Raw genomic sequence first — 14,403 nt, forward strand, 5'->3', positions numbered from 1 at the left:
CACCACCGTCGGCGGGATCAACGAGCTGACCCGGCGCCTGAACCTGATCGCGCCGCTGGGCCGCTTTCAGCGGGCGGAGCTGGACGTCGAGGAGCTCGTCCGCCCGCTGTACCGGACCCCCCGCAGGACCGCGTCCGGCTAGACCAGCGTCGGCGGCGCCATGCCCTCGGCCCCCGGCACGCGGGGGCCGGGAACCCCGCCGAACCTGAACGCCAGGTGCTCGCGTCCGGGCTGGCATACCCACGCGTTGCCCGTGCCGCCTTCGGTCACCGCGTGGACCACGGCATCGGCGATCTGGTCCGGCTGGATGAGGGGGAAACCGGCCTGCCTCAACGAGTCCGCGTTGACTTCCCCCAGCATCGGGGTCTCGACGATACCGGGACACACGCAGTTGATCGTGATGCCGTGCGGCTGCAGCTGCGGCGCGAGCGACCTCACCAGCCCGATGACCGCGTGCTTGGTCATCGTGTAGACGGGGTCGCTGTCCATCGACGTGAGTCCCGCGATGGAGGCGGTGGCCACGATCGACCCCCCGCCCGATTCCCGCATGATCCTGGCCGCCTCGCGGACGCCGAAGGCCACGCCGTCGATGTTCACCCCGGTGGTGCGCCTGTAGGCGGCGTCGTCCACAAGCGTGATGTCCGGTTCGCCGGTCAGCACTCCCGCGTTGAGGTGGACGAGGTCCAGGGAGCCGAGCCGTCCCGCCGTGTCCTCGAACGCGTCGCGCACCTGCGCCGGGTCCGATACGTCGGCCTGGACGAAGCTCGCCCCCGTCTCCGAGGCCGCGCGGTCGGCGGCCAGCGGGTCCACGTCCAAGAGACAGACGGTGGCGCCCTCCGCGACAAGCCTCCTGACGGTGGCCAGCCCGATGCCGGAGGCGCCCCCCGTCACCAGCGCCCTTCGCCCTTCGAGCAAACCCATGGGCAAGACAATATCCCGGCTATCCTTCGTGCCGACCAACCATGCCGGACATTCTCGACGCGGTAGCCGCAGGCGTACCCGACAAGCCAGCCGTGGTCCAGGACGACCGCTCCTGGACCTACGCCGAGCTGAATGCGCGGGCCAACGCCCTGGCCTCCGCGCTGCTCGGGCTCGGCCTGCGTGCCGGGGACCGGGCGGTGTGGGTGGGGCCGAACGACGAAAAGGTGATCCTCTGGGGGCACACCACCCGCAAGGTCGGGCTCGTCAGCGTCCCGCTCAACTACCGCTTCACGCCGGACGAGATGACGTACGTCATTCGGGACAGCGACTCCGTCCTGGTCTACTGCCACCCCGATTGGGAGCAGACCATCCGCGCCCTAGACCTGCCCGCCGTGCGCCACGTGATCTCACACGACGACGCCGAGCGGCTGATCAAGTCGCACGCGGGACAGGCTCCCGAGGAGCCGCCTGAGGGACTCGGTTCCTCGATGATCTACACCTCGGGGACCACCGGCCTTCCGAAAGGCGCCCTGCGCCAGTCGTCGGACCTCAACCTCATCGCCGCGATGATCGGGGAGCTTGGACTGTCCTCCGACGACGTCCACCTCACCACCGGCCCCCTGTACCACTCCGGACCGGCCGCCTTCGCCGGGCTCAACCACCTGCTGGGCGCCACGACGGTGGTGCTCGACAAGTTCGACCCCGCTCGTTGGCTGGACCTCGTCCAGCGGCACAGGGTCTCCACGACCTTCTCCGCGCCGACCCAGCTCAAGCGGCTGGTGTCCCTGCCTCCGGAGCTGATCGCCCGCCACGACACGTCGTCACTGCGCGTGGTGATCGCCAACGCGGCCCCCGTCCCCTATTCCCTCAAGGAGCAGTGGGTGAAGCTGTTCGGCGAGGGAAACCTGTTCGAGATCTACGGATCGACCGAGCTGGGGGTGGACACGATCCTTCGCCCCGATGACCAGCTGCGCAAGCCCGGCTCGTGTGGACGTCCCTACGGCGGCATCGAGATCCGACTGCTGCGCGAGGACGGCACGGAGGCCCAGCCCGGGGAGCCGGGCGAGATGTGGATCCGGACGACGCTCGCGTTCGACCACTACCACAAGGCTCCGGACAAGACCGAGCAGACAAAGCTGTCCGTCGACCCCGAGTGGCGCTCGGTCGGCGACATCGCCTACCGCGACGAGGAAGGGTACTTCTTCATCTGCGACCGCAAGTCCGACATGGTCATCACCGGCGGGATGAACGTGTACCCCGCCGAGGTGGAGGCCGTCCTGCACTCACACCCGGACGTCATGGACGCCGCCGTCTATGGCGTGCCGTCCGAGGAGTGGGGCGAGGAGGTGCGGGCCGCGGTCCAGCCCAAGCCGGGGGCCGAGGTGGCCCCGGACGAGCTGATCGCCCTGTGCCGGACGAAGCTGGCGGGATACAAGGTCCCGCGGAAGCTGGAGTTGCGGGAGTCGCTGCCGCGGACGGAGTCGGGAAAGCTGCTCAAGCGGGTCCTGCGCGAGGAGCACCGAAGTGAGGATCGATGACGCGCAGCGAAGAGCGAGGCTGGTCGACCGGCATCACCTGAACCGGCAAGGCAAGGATCCAGTCTCGGTCGCGCGTGACCTGATCGGCTTCCACTCCTCGGATCCCGCTTCCGTCTACCTGTCCGCGCGTGCGCGGGTGGCGGCACTCGAACCGGGCACGCTCGAAGAGGCGCTGTACGAGAAGCGGTCCCTGGTACGGATCCTCGGGATGCGGCGGACGATGTTCGTCGTCCCGAGCGAGCTCGTCCCGATCGTCCACGCCGCGTGCACGCGGGCGATCGCCGTCCGGGAGCGAAAGCGGACCCTGCAGCTCCTGGAGGGCGCGGGCATGACTGGAGTCGACCGAACGCTGGCGGACGCCGAAGCTCTCGTCCTCGGCCTCCTCCGCCAAGTGGGCGAAGCCACGACGACCGAGGTCACCGCGCAGCTTCCGGAGCTGAGCAGGCGCATCCCCGTCGGCGTCGGAACCAAGGGGGAGGGGACCATCGGGTTCGTGCCACGAGTCCTGTTCATGCTCGCCACCGACGGCAGGATCGTCCGGGGACGGCCCCGCGGGTCCTGGCTGAGCTCCCAGTACCGCTGGGGACCGATGCCCGCGCGCCTGCTCGAGGAGATGGAATCGCTGGACGCCCGCACGGCTCGCGCCGGGCTCGCCCGGCTGTGGCTGCGGTCGTTCGGTCCGGCAACCGCTGAGGACCTGAAGTGGTGGACCGGCTGGGGTGTCCGGGAGACCCGAACGGCGCTGCAGGACGTGGGAGCCGTAGAGGTCGAACTCGATGGATCCGCGGGCTGGGTCCTGCCGGACGACAACGCGCTGGTGCGGCACGGGGATCCCGCCTGCGCGCTGCTTCCCTCGCTCGACCCGACCACCATGGGCTGGCGGGGCCGGCAGTGGTATCTCGGAGATCACCGGCAGGCCCTGTTCGACCTCAATGGCAACGCCGGCTCGACGGTCTGGTGGGACGGCCGGGTGATTGGCGGTTGGGGGCAGAGAAGGTCCGGCGAGGTAGTGGTCCGGCTGCTGGAGGACGCGGGGTCCGAGGCCCGCGCAGCGGTGGACGAGGAGGCCGATGCGCTTCGTGCGTGGCTGGGGGCCGTCCGGGTGATCCCCCGCTTCCGGACCCCCTTGGAGAAGGAGCTCTCCGAGTCTTAGGGGGGCCGAGCTCTTGGGACGTCACTCCGCGGGTGCCGAGATCAAGGGCACGGTGCCGTCGCTCGTCGCCTTCGGCGCATTCGTCCAGCTCGCCGAAGGCGTGGATGGCCTGCTCCACATCTCGGATATCAAGAAGCCCCTGGAGGTCCGGGACGCGGTACCCGTGAAGTCATCGAAATGGACGAAACCACGCGCCGGATCAGCCTCGCCCAGCCCGGCGAAATCGTCTGCGCCTTGTTGATAGCGCGGTGCTCCCGCAAGGCGTGAGCACGCAGACCAGCAAGCGGGCCGACCAGTGGCCGCGCGTGGACCTCGGCGGGAGCCATCTGCGGGTCCGTGACGGCACCCGGAAACGGCCCCTGACCGGCCCCCGCGTTACCGTCCGGGCTTGACCGTCATGAGGAAGACGACGGCGGTCATGATCGCGACGTCCACCCGGCCCACGTTGCGAAGGCGCTTCAGGCCCTCGACGGCCTCGGCCTCCCCGTCGGGCACAGCCAGTCCCCGCTTGATCCGCGCGACGTTGGGTCCGATCCCCTTGGCGCCGATCAAAGAGGAGATCACCCACCCGACGAGCCCCCCGATCACGAAGATCCGATTGAATCCCAGCTTCCCCACCAGCACAAGGGCGACTCCTGTCAGCAGGACGAGCACCGACACCGCCGGAAAGAAGGCCTTGCCCAGCCGGTCTCCGTCGGACACGATCGACCTGACGGCGTCCTCGTTGAAACTCGCCGACGCCATCTCGGCCCGGATCTGAAACATCACGCCTCCGCCGAACCAAAAGATCACGAACAGAACGTGACCGAACAGCAGAATCCTGTAGAGCACCGTCTTCCCCCCCGCGTCCGGGCCGCTAGGCCCCCTCGAAACTTGCCTCCAGCAGCTCCTCCTGCTCCTGCTGGTGAACCGCGTGGCTTCCCGACGCGGGACTGGCGCTCTCGGGGCGCGCCACCGGACGTATCCCCGGGACCTGGTGCTGCAGCTTGGCGAACACGAAGCTCCAGGCCCCCATGTTCTCCGGCTCCTCCTGGACCCACACCACGTCCTGGGCGTTCGAGTACCGCGCGAGCTGTTCGTCGATCTGCACGTGTGGGAACGGATACAGCTGCTCCACCCGCACGATCGCGACGGAGCCGGCCCCCAGCTGCTCCCGGCGAGCCAGCAGCTCGTGCGTGATCTTGCCGGACGAAAGAAGGATGCGGCGAACGTCCGAATCCGAACCGGCTGCCGGGTCCCCCAGGATCTCCCGGAAGCTTCCGGAGGTGAAGTCCTCCGCCGCGCTGCGGGCAACCGGCGAGCGCAGAAGCGACTTCGGCGTGAGCACGATCAGCGGCTTGGGGTTGTCAGTGCCGGCCTGTCGCCGCAACAGGTGGAAGTACTGCGCCGGCAAGCTCGGGTAGCACACCTGGATGTTGTCCTCGGCGCACAGGGTGAGGAACCTCTCCAATCGGGCGCTCGAGTGCTCCGGGCCCTGTCCCTCGTATCCATGGGGAAGCAGCAGGACGACGCCACACGTCTGCCCCCACTTGTCCTCGGACGCGACGATGTACTGGTCGATGACGATCTGCGCGCCGTTGACGAAGTCGCCGAACTGGGCCTCCCACATCACGAGCGCCTCGGGATTGCCGACGGAATACCCGTACTCGAAGCCCAGCGCGGCGTACTCGCTGAGAAGGCTGTCGTAGATCAGAAACCGGCCCCCGTCGGACTCCAGCGTCCGCAGCGGCGCGTACTCGGCTCCCGTGTTGCGGTCCATCAGCACCGAGTGGCGCTGGCTGAACGTGCCGCGGCGGGTGTCCTGGCCGGCTATGCGGATCGTCTTGCCCTCGAGCAGCAGGCTCCCCATGGCCATGGACTCCGCGAGCGGCCAGTCCACCTTGTCCTGAGGAAGCAGCTCGGCGTGACGCGAAAGCTGCTTCATGAGCTTCGGGTGGGGCTCAAACCCGTCCGGGACCGCCGTCAGGGCCGACACGACCCGGTCCAGCGTCGGGCGGTCTACTCCGGTGTCGACAGCGGGCAGCACTCCCCTCGGGGGCCGGGGCGGTGCGGCCTTGACGGGTTCGGGCTTCGACGCCCGCGTCTCGTCCAGCGCCTGCTCGAGCCGGTGCCTGAAATCCTCCAGCGCCTTTTCGGCCTCCTCGAGGCTCAGGTCGCCCCGGTTGACCAACGCCTCGGTGTACAGCTTGCGGACCGAGCGGTGCTCCTCGATGCGCGAGTACATCAGCGGCTGGGTGTACGCGGGCTCATCCGCTTCGTTGTGGCCGTGGCGCCGGTAGCACATCAGGTCCACGACCACGTCCTTGTGGAACGCCTGCCTGAACGCAAAAGCCAGAATCATGACCCGGACGCACGCCTCGGGGTCGTCCCCGTTCACGTGAAAAATGGGGGCCTGGACCATCTTCGCCACGTCGGTCGCGTAGACGCTGGACCTCGCCGCCTCTACCGACGTCGTGAACCCGATGCCGTTGTTCACGACGACGTGGATCGTCCCGCCGGTCTTGTATCCCGGCAGCTGGCTGAGGTTCAGCGTCTCGGCGACCACTCCCTGACCGGCGAAGGCGGCGTCCCCGTGGATCAGGACCGGCAGGATCGTGTCGCGGCCCTTCGCTCCGGCCAAATCCTGCTTGGCCCGGACGATCCCCTCGACCACGGGATCCACCGCCTCGAGGTGGCTTGGGTTGGAAGCCGCGGACACGGTGACCATCCGTCCGGAGCGCGACTTATAGGTCCCCTTGGCCCCCAGGTGGTACTTGACGTCACCGGAGCCCTGGGTCGTCTCGGGGTCTATGTCGCCTTCGAACTCGCGGAAGACCTTGCCGTAGTCCTTGCCGACGATGTTCGTCAGCACGTTCAGGCGTCCGCGGTGGGCCATGCCGATCACGGCCTCCTGCATGTCCGCTTCGGAGGCCTCGTCCAGCAGCCAGCTGAGCATCGGGATCAGGCTCTCGGCCCCCTCGAGACCGAACCTTTTGTGCCCGACGTACTTGGTGTGCAGAAAGCGCTCAAAGGCCTCCGCTGCGTTGAGCCGCTCGAGCAGATGCATCTTGTCCTCGCGGGTGAGGTCCGGACCCGTTCCCTCCATGCGCTCCTGGATCCACCGTTTCTGCTCGGCCTCCTGGATGTGCATGTACTCGATGCCCGTGGTGCAGCAGTACGCGTCGCGGAGGATGCCGATCACTTTGCGCAGGGTCGCGCGCTCGAACCCGCCGACGCCGTCGGTGAAGAACTCGCGGTCGAGGTCCCACACGGTCAGGCCGTAGTAGGCGGGGTCCAGCTCCAGGTGGGAGCGCGGCTCCCACGCCAGCGGGTTCAGATCGGCGAGAAGGTGGCCGCGCACCCGGTACATGTTGATCAGCTGCATCACGCGGATGTTCTTCTCCAGGGCGGACGCCGCCTCGGCCGCACCACCGACTCCCGCGGCGCGGTCCTGGCTCCACCGGACCGGCTCGTGGGGGATCCGCAGGCTCGCGAAGATCTCGTCGTAGAACCCGTGCTCGCCGGACAGAAGCGTCGAGACCACGTCCAGGAACTCGCCGGACTCGGCCCCCTGGATGACCCGGTGGTCGTAGGTGCTCGTGACCGTCATGACCTTGCCGATGCCGAGCGTCGCGAGGGTCTCCGCGTCGGCGCCCTTGTACTCCACCGGGTAGTCGATGGCGCCGGTCCCGACGATCAGCCCCTGTCCGGCCATAAGTCTCGGGACGGACATCACGGTCCCGATCGTCCCGGGGTTCGTGAGGCTCACGGTCGTACCGGCGAAGTCGTCGGCCCCCACGCGTCCGGAGCGGACGCGTCGGATGACGTCCTCGTAGGCGGCCCAGAAACCGGCGAAGTCCAGCGTGCCGGCGTTCTTGATGTTCGGGACGAGAAGCGTCCGGGAGCCGTCCTTGCGCTTGACATCCACCGCCAGCCCGAGGTTCACGTGCTCGGGACGGACGACGTGCGGCGCCCCGCCGATCTCCACGTAGCTTGAGTTCATGACCGGGACGGTGACCAGCGCGCGCAGGACCGCCCAGCCGACCAGGTGCGTGAAGCTCACCTTGCCGCCGGACCTCGCCGCCAGGTGGTCGTTGATGACCCGCCGGTTCTCCTCCAGCAGCTTGGCCGGGACGACCCGCGCCGACGTCGCCGTCGGGACCTGCAGGCTCGTCTCCATGTTCTTGGCGATGAGGGCGGCGGCGCCGCGCAGCGGGACGGCCGCCTCCGGAAGCTCCTCCGGGGAGCCGTCCGGGACGGCTCGCAGCTGTGTCCTCGGCGGCTCGGCCATCTCGACCACGCCGGCGGACCGGCGCGGGGACTCGGGCCCGCCGTTGCCCGCCGCCGGACCCTCCGGGGGCCGGGTCTCGGAAGGGCGGCTCTCAGTCGCACCGCTTCCGCGCGGGCGGTAGTCGGCGAAGAAGTCCCGCCAGCTCTCGGCCACCGAATCGGGGTCCTGCTGGTACCGCCGGTACATCTCGTCCACCAGCCAGTCGTTGGGCCCGAAGGTCTCCGTGGGGGTGCGGTCGGTCATTGGTCCTCGTGTGTCGGCATACGACTAGTTTCCACCTTCCGGCGGCCGGAAACACCCCGGGAACGCAAAACGAGCCGGTTGCCCGGCTCGCTTTGTCCCTGCGGTCCCGCCGCGCCTCAGCGCAGCGGGGGCCTGTCTTCGACGACCGTGTCCTCTCGGTACACCCTGCGCTCACGGCCGAACGGGGCGAAGCTGCTCCAGAAGAGCAGCGATGCGAGCAGCCCTATCAGCCCGATGAGCATGAGGATGATGCCGATCACGTCGATGTCTATCCCCGATACGGCGAAGTTGACTCCCCACGTGAGGATGGCACCCACCGCCAGGAGGAAGATGCTGACTCCGATACCCATGATGCCCTCCTAAGTTCCCGGAAACTGCTTAAGCGCGTCCTCTTCCGCGGAAGATGCTGTACCCGCCCGGGCCAACCAGGCACGCGGCGATGATGAGGATGATGCCGAACAGCAGCTGCCCCTGCAGGAGCTGCCATATCCCTACGACTACGAGAACCACTGCTAGCAACCAGAGGACCGTGGAGTTCATGTGCCCCCCTTCCCGAAGGACCGGCCCCGGACGCCCCCGCCCGTCGACCTTCTGCCCTTCCTCTGGCAGGGAGCTTGCCTCCCTGCGAACTACATCACCTGTATGAGCGTATTCCCGTGGGATCGTCCTGTGAAACTTCTGACGAAACGGACGAGACGTCAGATTCGCAGGTCAGAGGTGGTCGCCGACCTCCGCAACGCCGGACTGGACTCCTTCCAAACGGGGTCGTACCCGGCATCCCGGAGCATAGCGGCGACCTGTGCGGCCGGGCGGTGGTCGGCGACCTCGAACTGCTGCTCGGCTCCGCCGGGTTCGCAGTAGCCACCGGGCTCGGTCCGGGAACCCGCGGACATGTGGGTCACGCCCAGGCGGACCAGCCCGTCGCGCAGCCACGCCGGCTCCCGTGTGGACAGCACGATCCCGGCATCCGGCAGCGTCAGGCGCAGCGCCGCCAGGGCCTGCGCCAGCTCGCGGTCCGACATCGCCTTCAGGGGCCGCTCGAACCCGGTGGCCGGCTCCAGGCGCGGCAGCGACACCGTCACCTCGCTCCGCCAGAACCGCCGCATCAAAAACGAGGCGTGGGATGCCAGCGCCAGCGCCTCCCATCTCCAGTCGCTGTTGAGCCCCACCAGGCTGCCGAGCCCTATGCGGCGCATGCCGGCCGAAAGTGCCCGCTCGGGGGCCCCGAGCCTCCACCCCCAGAACCGCTTGTTGCCCTTGAGGTGGAAGTCACCGTAGCGGCGGGGGTCGTAGACCTCCTGGTAAATAACCAGCCCGTCGCACCCGGCCTCCACAAACCGCCGGTAGGTCTGTTCGTCCCACGCCTGAACCTCCACCGACACGCTGGAGGTGTGGCGGGCGCACTCGCGGATGCAGTCGCAGACGTAGTCCGCCGACACGTGCTTGGGGTGCTCGCCCGACACCAGCAGAACGTGGCGGAAGCCGAGGCTGCCCAGATATCGCGTCTCGATGGCAGCCTGCTTGGGGGGGATCGTCTTCCGGACGATGTCGCGGTTGAACACCTGGAACCCGCAGTAGGTGCACTCGGACACGCACTCGTTGGACAGGTACACGGGGGCGAACATCTGCATCACCCGCCCGAACCGCCGGACCGTCGCCGCATGCGCGGAAGCGGCCAGCTCCTCCAGTCGCGACTGGGCCGTTGGGGAAATGAGCGCGGCGAGGTCTTCCGGCGTCCGCCGCGCCGAACGCAGAGCTCGGGAGACGTCACCGTCGGAAACGCCGCTGCGCGACCACTCCGAAAGCTCGTCCAGGTCCTTCACTTCCAAGCGGAACTCCGGCTCGTAGCCGGTGATCCGCTCGCGCTCGGCCTTGCGCTGAAGCTGCAGCAGCTCCGCCGCAGGCGCCGTCATGGTCCGAGGAACCCGGTGAGGGGGGAAGAAGCGCCGGGCCCCCCGGGGGCCGCGAGGCGCGAGAGGCGTCCGAGCCTGCCGGCCTCAACCGCCAGTCGGAAGGCTTCGGCCGCGACGACCGGATCGGCGGCCGTGGCGATGGCCGTGTTAACGAGGACCGCGTCGCAGCCCGCTTCCATCGCCTCGGCCGCGTGCGACGGGGCGCCGAGACCCGCGTCCACCACGACCGGGACACGCGCCTGCTCCACGATGATCTCCACGGCCTCGCGCGTGCGCAGTCCGCGGTTGGAGCCGATCCAGGACCCGAGCGGCATCACCGTCGCACAGCCCGCTTCCTCCAGCCGCTTGGCCAGGACCGGGTCCGCGCCGATGTAGGGAAGGACCACGAACTCCTCCGCCACGAGCGTCTCCGCGGCGCGCAGCGTCTCGACGGGGTCCGGCAGCAGGTAACGGGGGTCGGGCGTCACCTCGAGCTTGATCCACGTCCGGCCGTGGTCGTCGTGCAGCTCGGCCGCGCGCGCGAGGCGCGCCAGGCGCACGGCCTCGCCGGCGTCCTCGGCCCCCGAGGTGTTGGGAAGCAGCAGGTACCGTCTGCGGTCCAGGTGGTCGAGGATGTCCTGTCCCTCGGGGGCGTCGAGGTCCACGCGCCGTAGTGCGACCGTCACAAGCTCCGTCCCGGAGGCCCCCAGCGCCCGCGCCATGACCTCGCCGGAGGAGAACTTGCCCGTGCCGGTGATCAGCCGCGAGCGGAACTGCCTGCCGGAGATCGTGAGCGGGTCGTCGAGCAGGACGTTTGTCCTGAGGTCCATGTGGCTCCCTTCGCCGGCATGACCCGGATCAGGTTCGAGGGGTCGCCTTCCGGCCTCTCAGCCCGGCTCCCGTGCCGGGCTCCCCCGCCATGCACCTAAATTGTATCGCCGCTCGCGGCAGGCCACGCGCGGGGAGACCTACGATTTCACCAGTCTGGCTATGGCTGCGGAAGCCTCGGCCACCTTTTCGTCGGCCTCCGGGCCGCCGGCGGTCACCGCGTCGCGGACGCAGTGGCCCAGGTGCTCATCGAGCAACTCCAGAGCCACCGCCTGCAGCGCCTTGGTGACCGCGGAGATCTGGGTCAGGACGTCGATGCAGTACCGGTCCTCCTCGACCATGTTCTGGAGGCCCCGGACCTGGCCCTCGACCCGCCGCAGTCGGCGAAGGTGATCGGCCTTTCTGTTGGACGACCTCATGCCTGCCTCCCCGCGTCCGGACGGAGGTCCAGCCTGCGGAGCAGCTGCGCGTTGAGAGCCACGACGATCGTCGAAGCGCTCATCAGCACGGCCCCCGCCGCCGGTGAAAGCGTCACACCCCAGGCCGCGAGGGCTCCCGCCGCCAGCGGGATTGCGAAGATGTTGTAGCCGGCCCCCCAGACGAGGTTCTGGACCATCTTGCTGTAGCTGCGCCGGGACAGCCGGATGACGCCCACGACCGACCGCGGATCCGAGGAGGCCAGGACCACTCCCGCCGACTGGATGGCGACATCGGTTCCGGCACCGATGGCCAGGCCGACGTCCGCTCTGGCGAGCGCAGGCGCGTCGTTCACTCCGTCGCCGACCATCGCGACCCGCAGTCCCCGGTCCTGCAGGGAAGCCACCGCCGCGTCCTTGTCCTCGGGCAGGACCTCCGCCAGGACCTCGTCCACCCCAACCCTCGCCGCGACCGACTCCGCGACCTGCCGGGCGTCGCCGGTGATCATCACCACGCGGAGGCCGAGTCGGTGCAACTCGTCGACCGCCTGCTTGGACTCCGGCCGGACCTCGTCCTCCAGCGCGACGGCCCCCGCCACGGCGCCGTCGCGGATCACGTAGACGACGGCGGCTCCGCGGCTCATCCACTCGTCGATGCGTCCGCGAAGCTCCGCCGGCTCCTCCAGCCCCCGCTCCCGCAACAGGGCCGGACCCCCGACCGCCACCGGCACCCCATCGACGGCGGCCTCGGCCCCCCGTCCGGTGATGGACCTGAAGCCCGTTGCCCTCGGCACGTTTCCGCCGGCGGCGGCCACGATCGCCTTGGCCAGCGGGTGCTCGGAATCCGACTCCACCGCAGCGGCAAGCGAGAGCACGTCCTCGGCCCCCGCCACGTCCGCGACCACGTGCGCACCTCGCGTCAGCGTCCCCGTCTTGTCGAACAGGATCGTGTCGACCGTCCTCATCCGCTCCAGCGCCAGCCGGTCCTTCACCAGGATCCCCGCCTTGGCGGCGATGGAGGTGGACAGCGTGATCACGAGCGGAATCGCCAGCCCAAGCGCGTGCGGGCAGGCGATCACCAGGACCGTGACCGTCCGCACGAAGGCCGCGTTAACGTCGCCGGCGGCCGTCCACGCGGCGAACGTCACCACGCCGGACACGGCCGCCGCGTAGAACAACAGGGCCGCGGCGCGGTCCGCGAGCGCCTGCGCGCGCGACTTGGACGACTGCGCGTCGGCCACGAGCCTGCGGATGCCGGCCAGAGCCGTGTCCTCCCCGACCGACGTCACGCGCATCCTGACCGAGGAGTCGGTGGCGACGGTGCCGGCCACGACGCGGTCGCCGGGCCTGCGGTGCGCCGGGCGCGACTCGCCGGTCACCATCGACTCGTCGAACCCGGCCTCGCCCTCGACGATCTGCCCGTCGGCCGGGACTCGGCCCCCGGATCGGACGAGAACCACGTCGCCTGGAACCAGGTCGGAGGCCGGGACCGTCTGCACGCCGGACTGCGTCACGCGCTCGGCCACGTCGGGCAGCAGGGACGACAGGGCCGACAGGGCCCCCTGGGTCTGTCCCAGCGCTCGCATCTCCAGCCAGTGACCGAGAAGCATGATCGTCACCAGGCTCGCCAGCTCGGGCCACAGGTCCACGTCGATCAGTCCCGCGGTCGTCGCGACGGACGCGCCAAAGGCGACGAGCAGCCCCATCGAGATGAGAAGCATCATCCCGGGCCTCCGCGCCCGCAGTTCCTGCCATCCGCTCGTGAGAAAGACCGGGCCCCCGTAGGCGAACACGGCGGTGCCCAGGACGGCGGGGAGCCAACGGGAGCCGGGGAATGCGGGGGGAGTCCAGCCGGTCAGCGTCATCAGCATGTGGCTGTAAGCGATGACCGGGATCGTCAGCAGGAGGCTGATGCGGAACTTGCGCCCGAAGGCCGCCGCGTGACCTGCGTGGCCGCCGCCCCCGTGCTGGCCGTGGCCGTCCTCGTGGGAGCAGGCGCCGGGGGGCCGGGGGCCGGTGGAGCCACCCGGGGTGTGGTCGCCGTCCCGCCGCCGGCCGGGATCCCCTCCCGGCTCGTTCGCGTCTTGCGGGCGATTCTGGCCGTGCGTTGTGGTCTTCATGAGTTCCTCCTCTTCGGGATGTGTGAACACTATACCCCCGTAGGGTGTTCGTCAAGCGGCAGGCAGACGCCGCTGGGGGAATGTGAGGTTGGCGAACCCGTGGTGGCAAGGTCTTCGGGATGCACCCGGCCTACGCCGGGCGCGGGGTGTTACTTCCCGGCGTTCGGGCGCTTTCCGTGGTTCGCCTTGTTCTTCCGGCGTTGCTTACGCTTGCGTCCGTTCTTGCCCATGAGATCAGCAGTCTACCAACGGGAGCCCTCTGATGGACATGCCGGAACGCAGGCCGCTTCCGGGGGCCGGGATAGGCGCCGCGGGAGCCGAGTTCGAGTGGGTGGTCGAGCGCGGCAAGGTCGCGGAGTTCGCCCGCGCCTGCCTCGCCGGGGACCCGGCGCACTCGGGTGCGGACGCCGTAGCCCCGCCCACCTTCCCCGTCACCGCGACCGCCCTCTGGGAGGCCCCGGGCTCCCGGCCGGGACTGCCGGAGCCGTTCGACCCCCGCCGGGTCCTGCACGGAGAGCAGGAGTTCGTCTACGAGCGACCCCTGCGCGCGGGCGACGTCCTCACCGGCGTTACCCGGCTGGCCGACGCCTACGAGCGCACCGGGCGCCGCGGAGGGACGATGCGGTTCGCGGTCTGGGAGACGACGTTCACCGACTCGACAGGGTCTATCGTCGCCCGCTCACGCGCCACGATCATCGAGACGTCGAAGGCGCCGGAGCGGTGATCGAACCGCCGCCGCCGTTCGAGGTCCGGCTGGACCGCGCCACGCTGGTCCGCTACGCCGGGGCGTCGGGGGACTTCAACCCGATCCACTGGGACGAGGGGTACGCGCAGTCCGCCGGCTTCCCAGGCGTGTTCGCCCACGGCATGCTGACGGCCGGAATCCTTGCCGGCTATCTCACGAGGTGGCTGGGATCCGACTCCGTCCGCCGCTACAGGGTCCGGTTCTCCGGCATCGTCTTCCCGGGCCAGACCCTCACCTGCACGGGCCGGATCACGAGGTCCTACGAGGAGGACGGCCG

13 protein-coding genes, 1 pseudogene and 1 riboswitch are annotated in these 14,403 nt (G+C 69.4%); of the genes and pseudogenes, 5 read left to right on the forward strand and 9 right to left on the reverse strand.

From position 1 onward, the window contains the following. Positions 1-138: 138 nt before the first annotated feature. Positions 139-921 carry an SDR family oxidoreductase gene (locus tag VNE62_00870; protein HVE90842.1) on the reverse strand — a complete coding sequence of 261 codons (783 nt, stop codon included), beginning with the start codon at positions 919-921 and terminating at the stop codon, positions 139-141. Between the two features lie 41 nt (positions 922-962). On the opposite strand from VNE62_00870, the gene VNE62_00875 reads away from it, so the two are divergent. From VNE62_00875 to VNE62_00885, 3 genes and pseudogenes are all read left to right on the forward strand, one after another. Then, a complete protein-coding gene (locus VNE62_00875; protein ID HVE90843.1) occupies positions 963-2,459 on the forward strand; it encodes an AMP-binding protein in 1,497 nt (498 codons plus the stop codon). Beyond that, positions 2,446-3,612 carry a winged helix DNA-binding domain-containing protein gene (locus VNE62_00880; GenBank protein ID HVE90844.1) on the forward strand — a complete coding sequence of 389 codons (1,167 nt, stop codon included), beginning with the start codon at positions 2,446-2,448 and terminating at the stop codon, positions 3,610-3,612. The genes VNE62_00875 and VNE62_00880 overlap by 14 nt, the downstream gene beginning before the upstream one ends. Positions 3,613-3,643: 31 nt before the next feature. Further along, positions 3,644-3,853 (forward strand): annotated as a pseudogene (locus tag VNE62_00885) (S1 RNA-binding domain-containing protein). Between the two features lie 134 nt (positions 3,854-3,987). On the opposite strand, the gene VNE62_00890 reads toward VNE62_00885, so the two are convergent. From VNE62_00890 to VNE62_00925, 8 genes are all read right to left on the reverse strand, one after another. Further along, on the reverse strand, positions 3,988-4,443 hold the full coding sequence (locus VNE62_00890; GenBank protein ID HVE90845.1) for a hypothetical protein: 456 nt from the start codon (positions 4,441-4,443) through the stop codon (positions 3,988-3,990). Between the two features lie 25 nt (positions 4,444-4,468). Next, entirely contained in the window at positions 4,469-8,125 is a 3,657-nt protein-coding gene (locus tag VNE62_00895; GenBank protein ID HVE90846.1) for a multifunctional oxoglutarate decarboxylase/oxoglutarate dehydrogenase thiamine pyrophosphate-binding subunit/dihydrolipoyllysine-residue succinyltransferase subunit, read from the reverse strand. A 116-nt stretch (positions 8,126-8,241) separates the two neighbouring features. Then, positions 8,242-8,475: a DUF6458 family protein gene (locus VNE62_00900; GenBank protein HVE90847.1), complete on the reverse strand. Its 234-nt coding sequence runs from the start codon at positions 8,473-8,475 to the stop codon at positions 8,242-8,244. 28 nt (positions 8,476-8,503) lie between these two features. Beyond that, entirely contained in the window at positions 8,504-8,665 is a 162-nt protein-coding gene (locus tag VNE62_00905; protein HVE90848.1) for a GPGG-motif small membrane protein, read from the reverse strand. A 158-nt stretch (positions 8,666-8,823) separates the two neighbouring features. After that, positions 8,824-10,038 carry a 2-iminoacetate synthase ThiH gene (thiH, locus tag VNE62_00910; protein ID HVE90849.1) on the reverse strand — a complete coding sequence of 405 codons (1,215 nt, stop codon included), beginning with the start codon at positions 10,036-10,038 and terminating at the stop codon, positions 8,824-8,826. Next, positions 10,035-10,847, reverse strand: coding sequence for a thiazole synthase (locus VNE62_00915; protein HVE90850.1), 813 nt, complete (start codon positions 10,845-10,847; stop codon positions 10,035-10,037). Before VNE62_00915 ends, thiH begins: the two co-directional genes overlap by 4 nt. Beyond that, a riboswitch (TPP riboswitch) is annotated at positions 10,836-10,943 on the reverse strand. (Overlaps the previous gene by 12 nt.) Before the next feature lie 42 nt (positions 10,944-10,985). Then, positions 10,986-11,264 (reverse strand): metal-sensitive transcriptional regulator, encoded by a 279-nt coding sequence (locus tag VNE62_00920; GenBank protein ID HVE90851.1) that lies wholly within the window; start codon positions 11,262-11,264, stop codon positions 10,986-10,988. After that, positions 11,261-13,381 carry a copper-translocating P-type ATPase gene (locus VNE62_00925; GenBank protein ID HVE90852.1) on the reverse strand — a complete coding sequence of 707 codons (2,121 nt, stop codon included), beginning with the start codon at positions 13,379-13,381 and terminating at the stop codon, positions 11,261-11,263. The genes VNE62_00920 and VNE62_00925 overlap by 4 nt, the downstream gene beginning before the upstream one ends. A gap of 262 nt (positions 13,382-13,643) precedes the next feature. On the opposite strand from VNE62_00925, the gene VNE62_00930 reads away from it, so the two are divergent. Further along, a complete protein-coding gene (locus tag VNE62_00930; GenBank protein ID HVE90853.1) occupies positions 13,644-14,105 on the forward strand; it encodes a MaoC family dehydratase N-terminal domain-containing protein in 462 nt (153 codons plus the stop codon). After that, a partial coding sequence (locus tag VNE62_00935; protein HVE90854.1) for a MaoC/PaaZ C-terminal domain-containing protein occupies positions 14,102-14,403 on the forward strand: 302 nt, incomplete at its 3' end. The genes VNE62_00930 and VNE62_00935, both read left to right, overlap by 4 nt.

Source organism: Actinomycetota bacterium (assembly GCA_035536535.1).
GTDB lineage: Bacteria > Actinomycetota > JAICYB01 > JAICYB01 > JAICYB01 > DATLNZ01.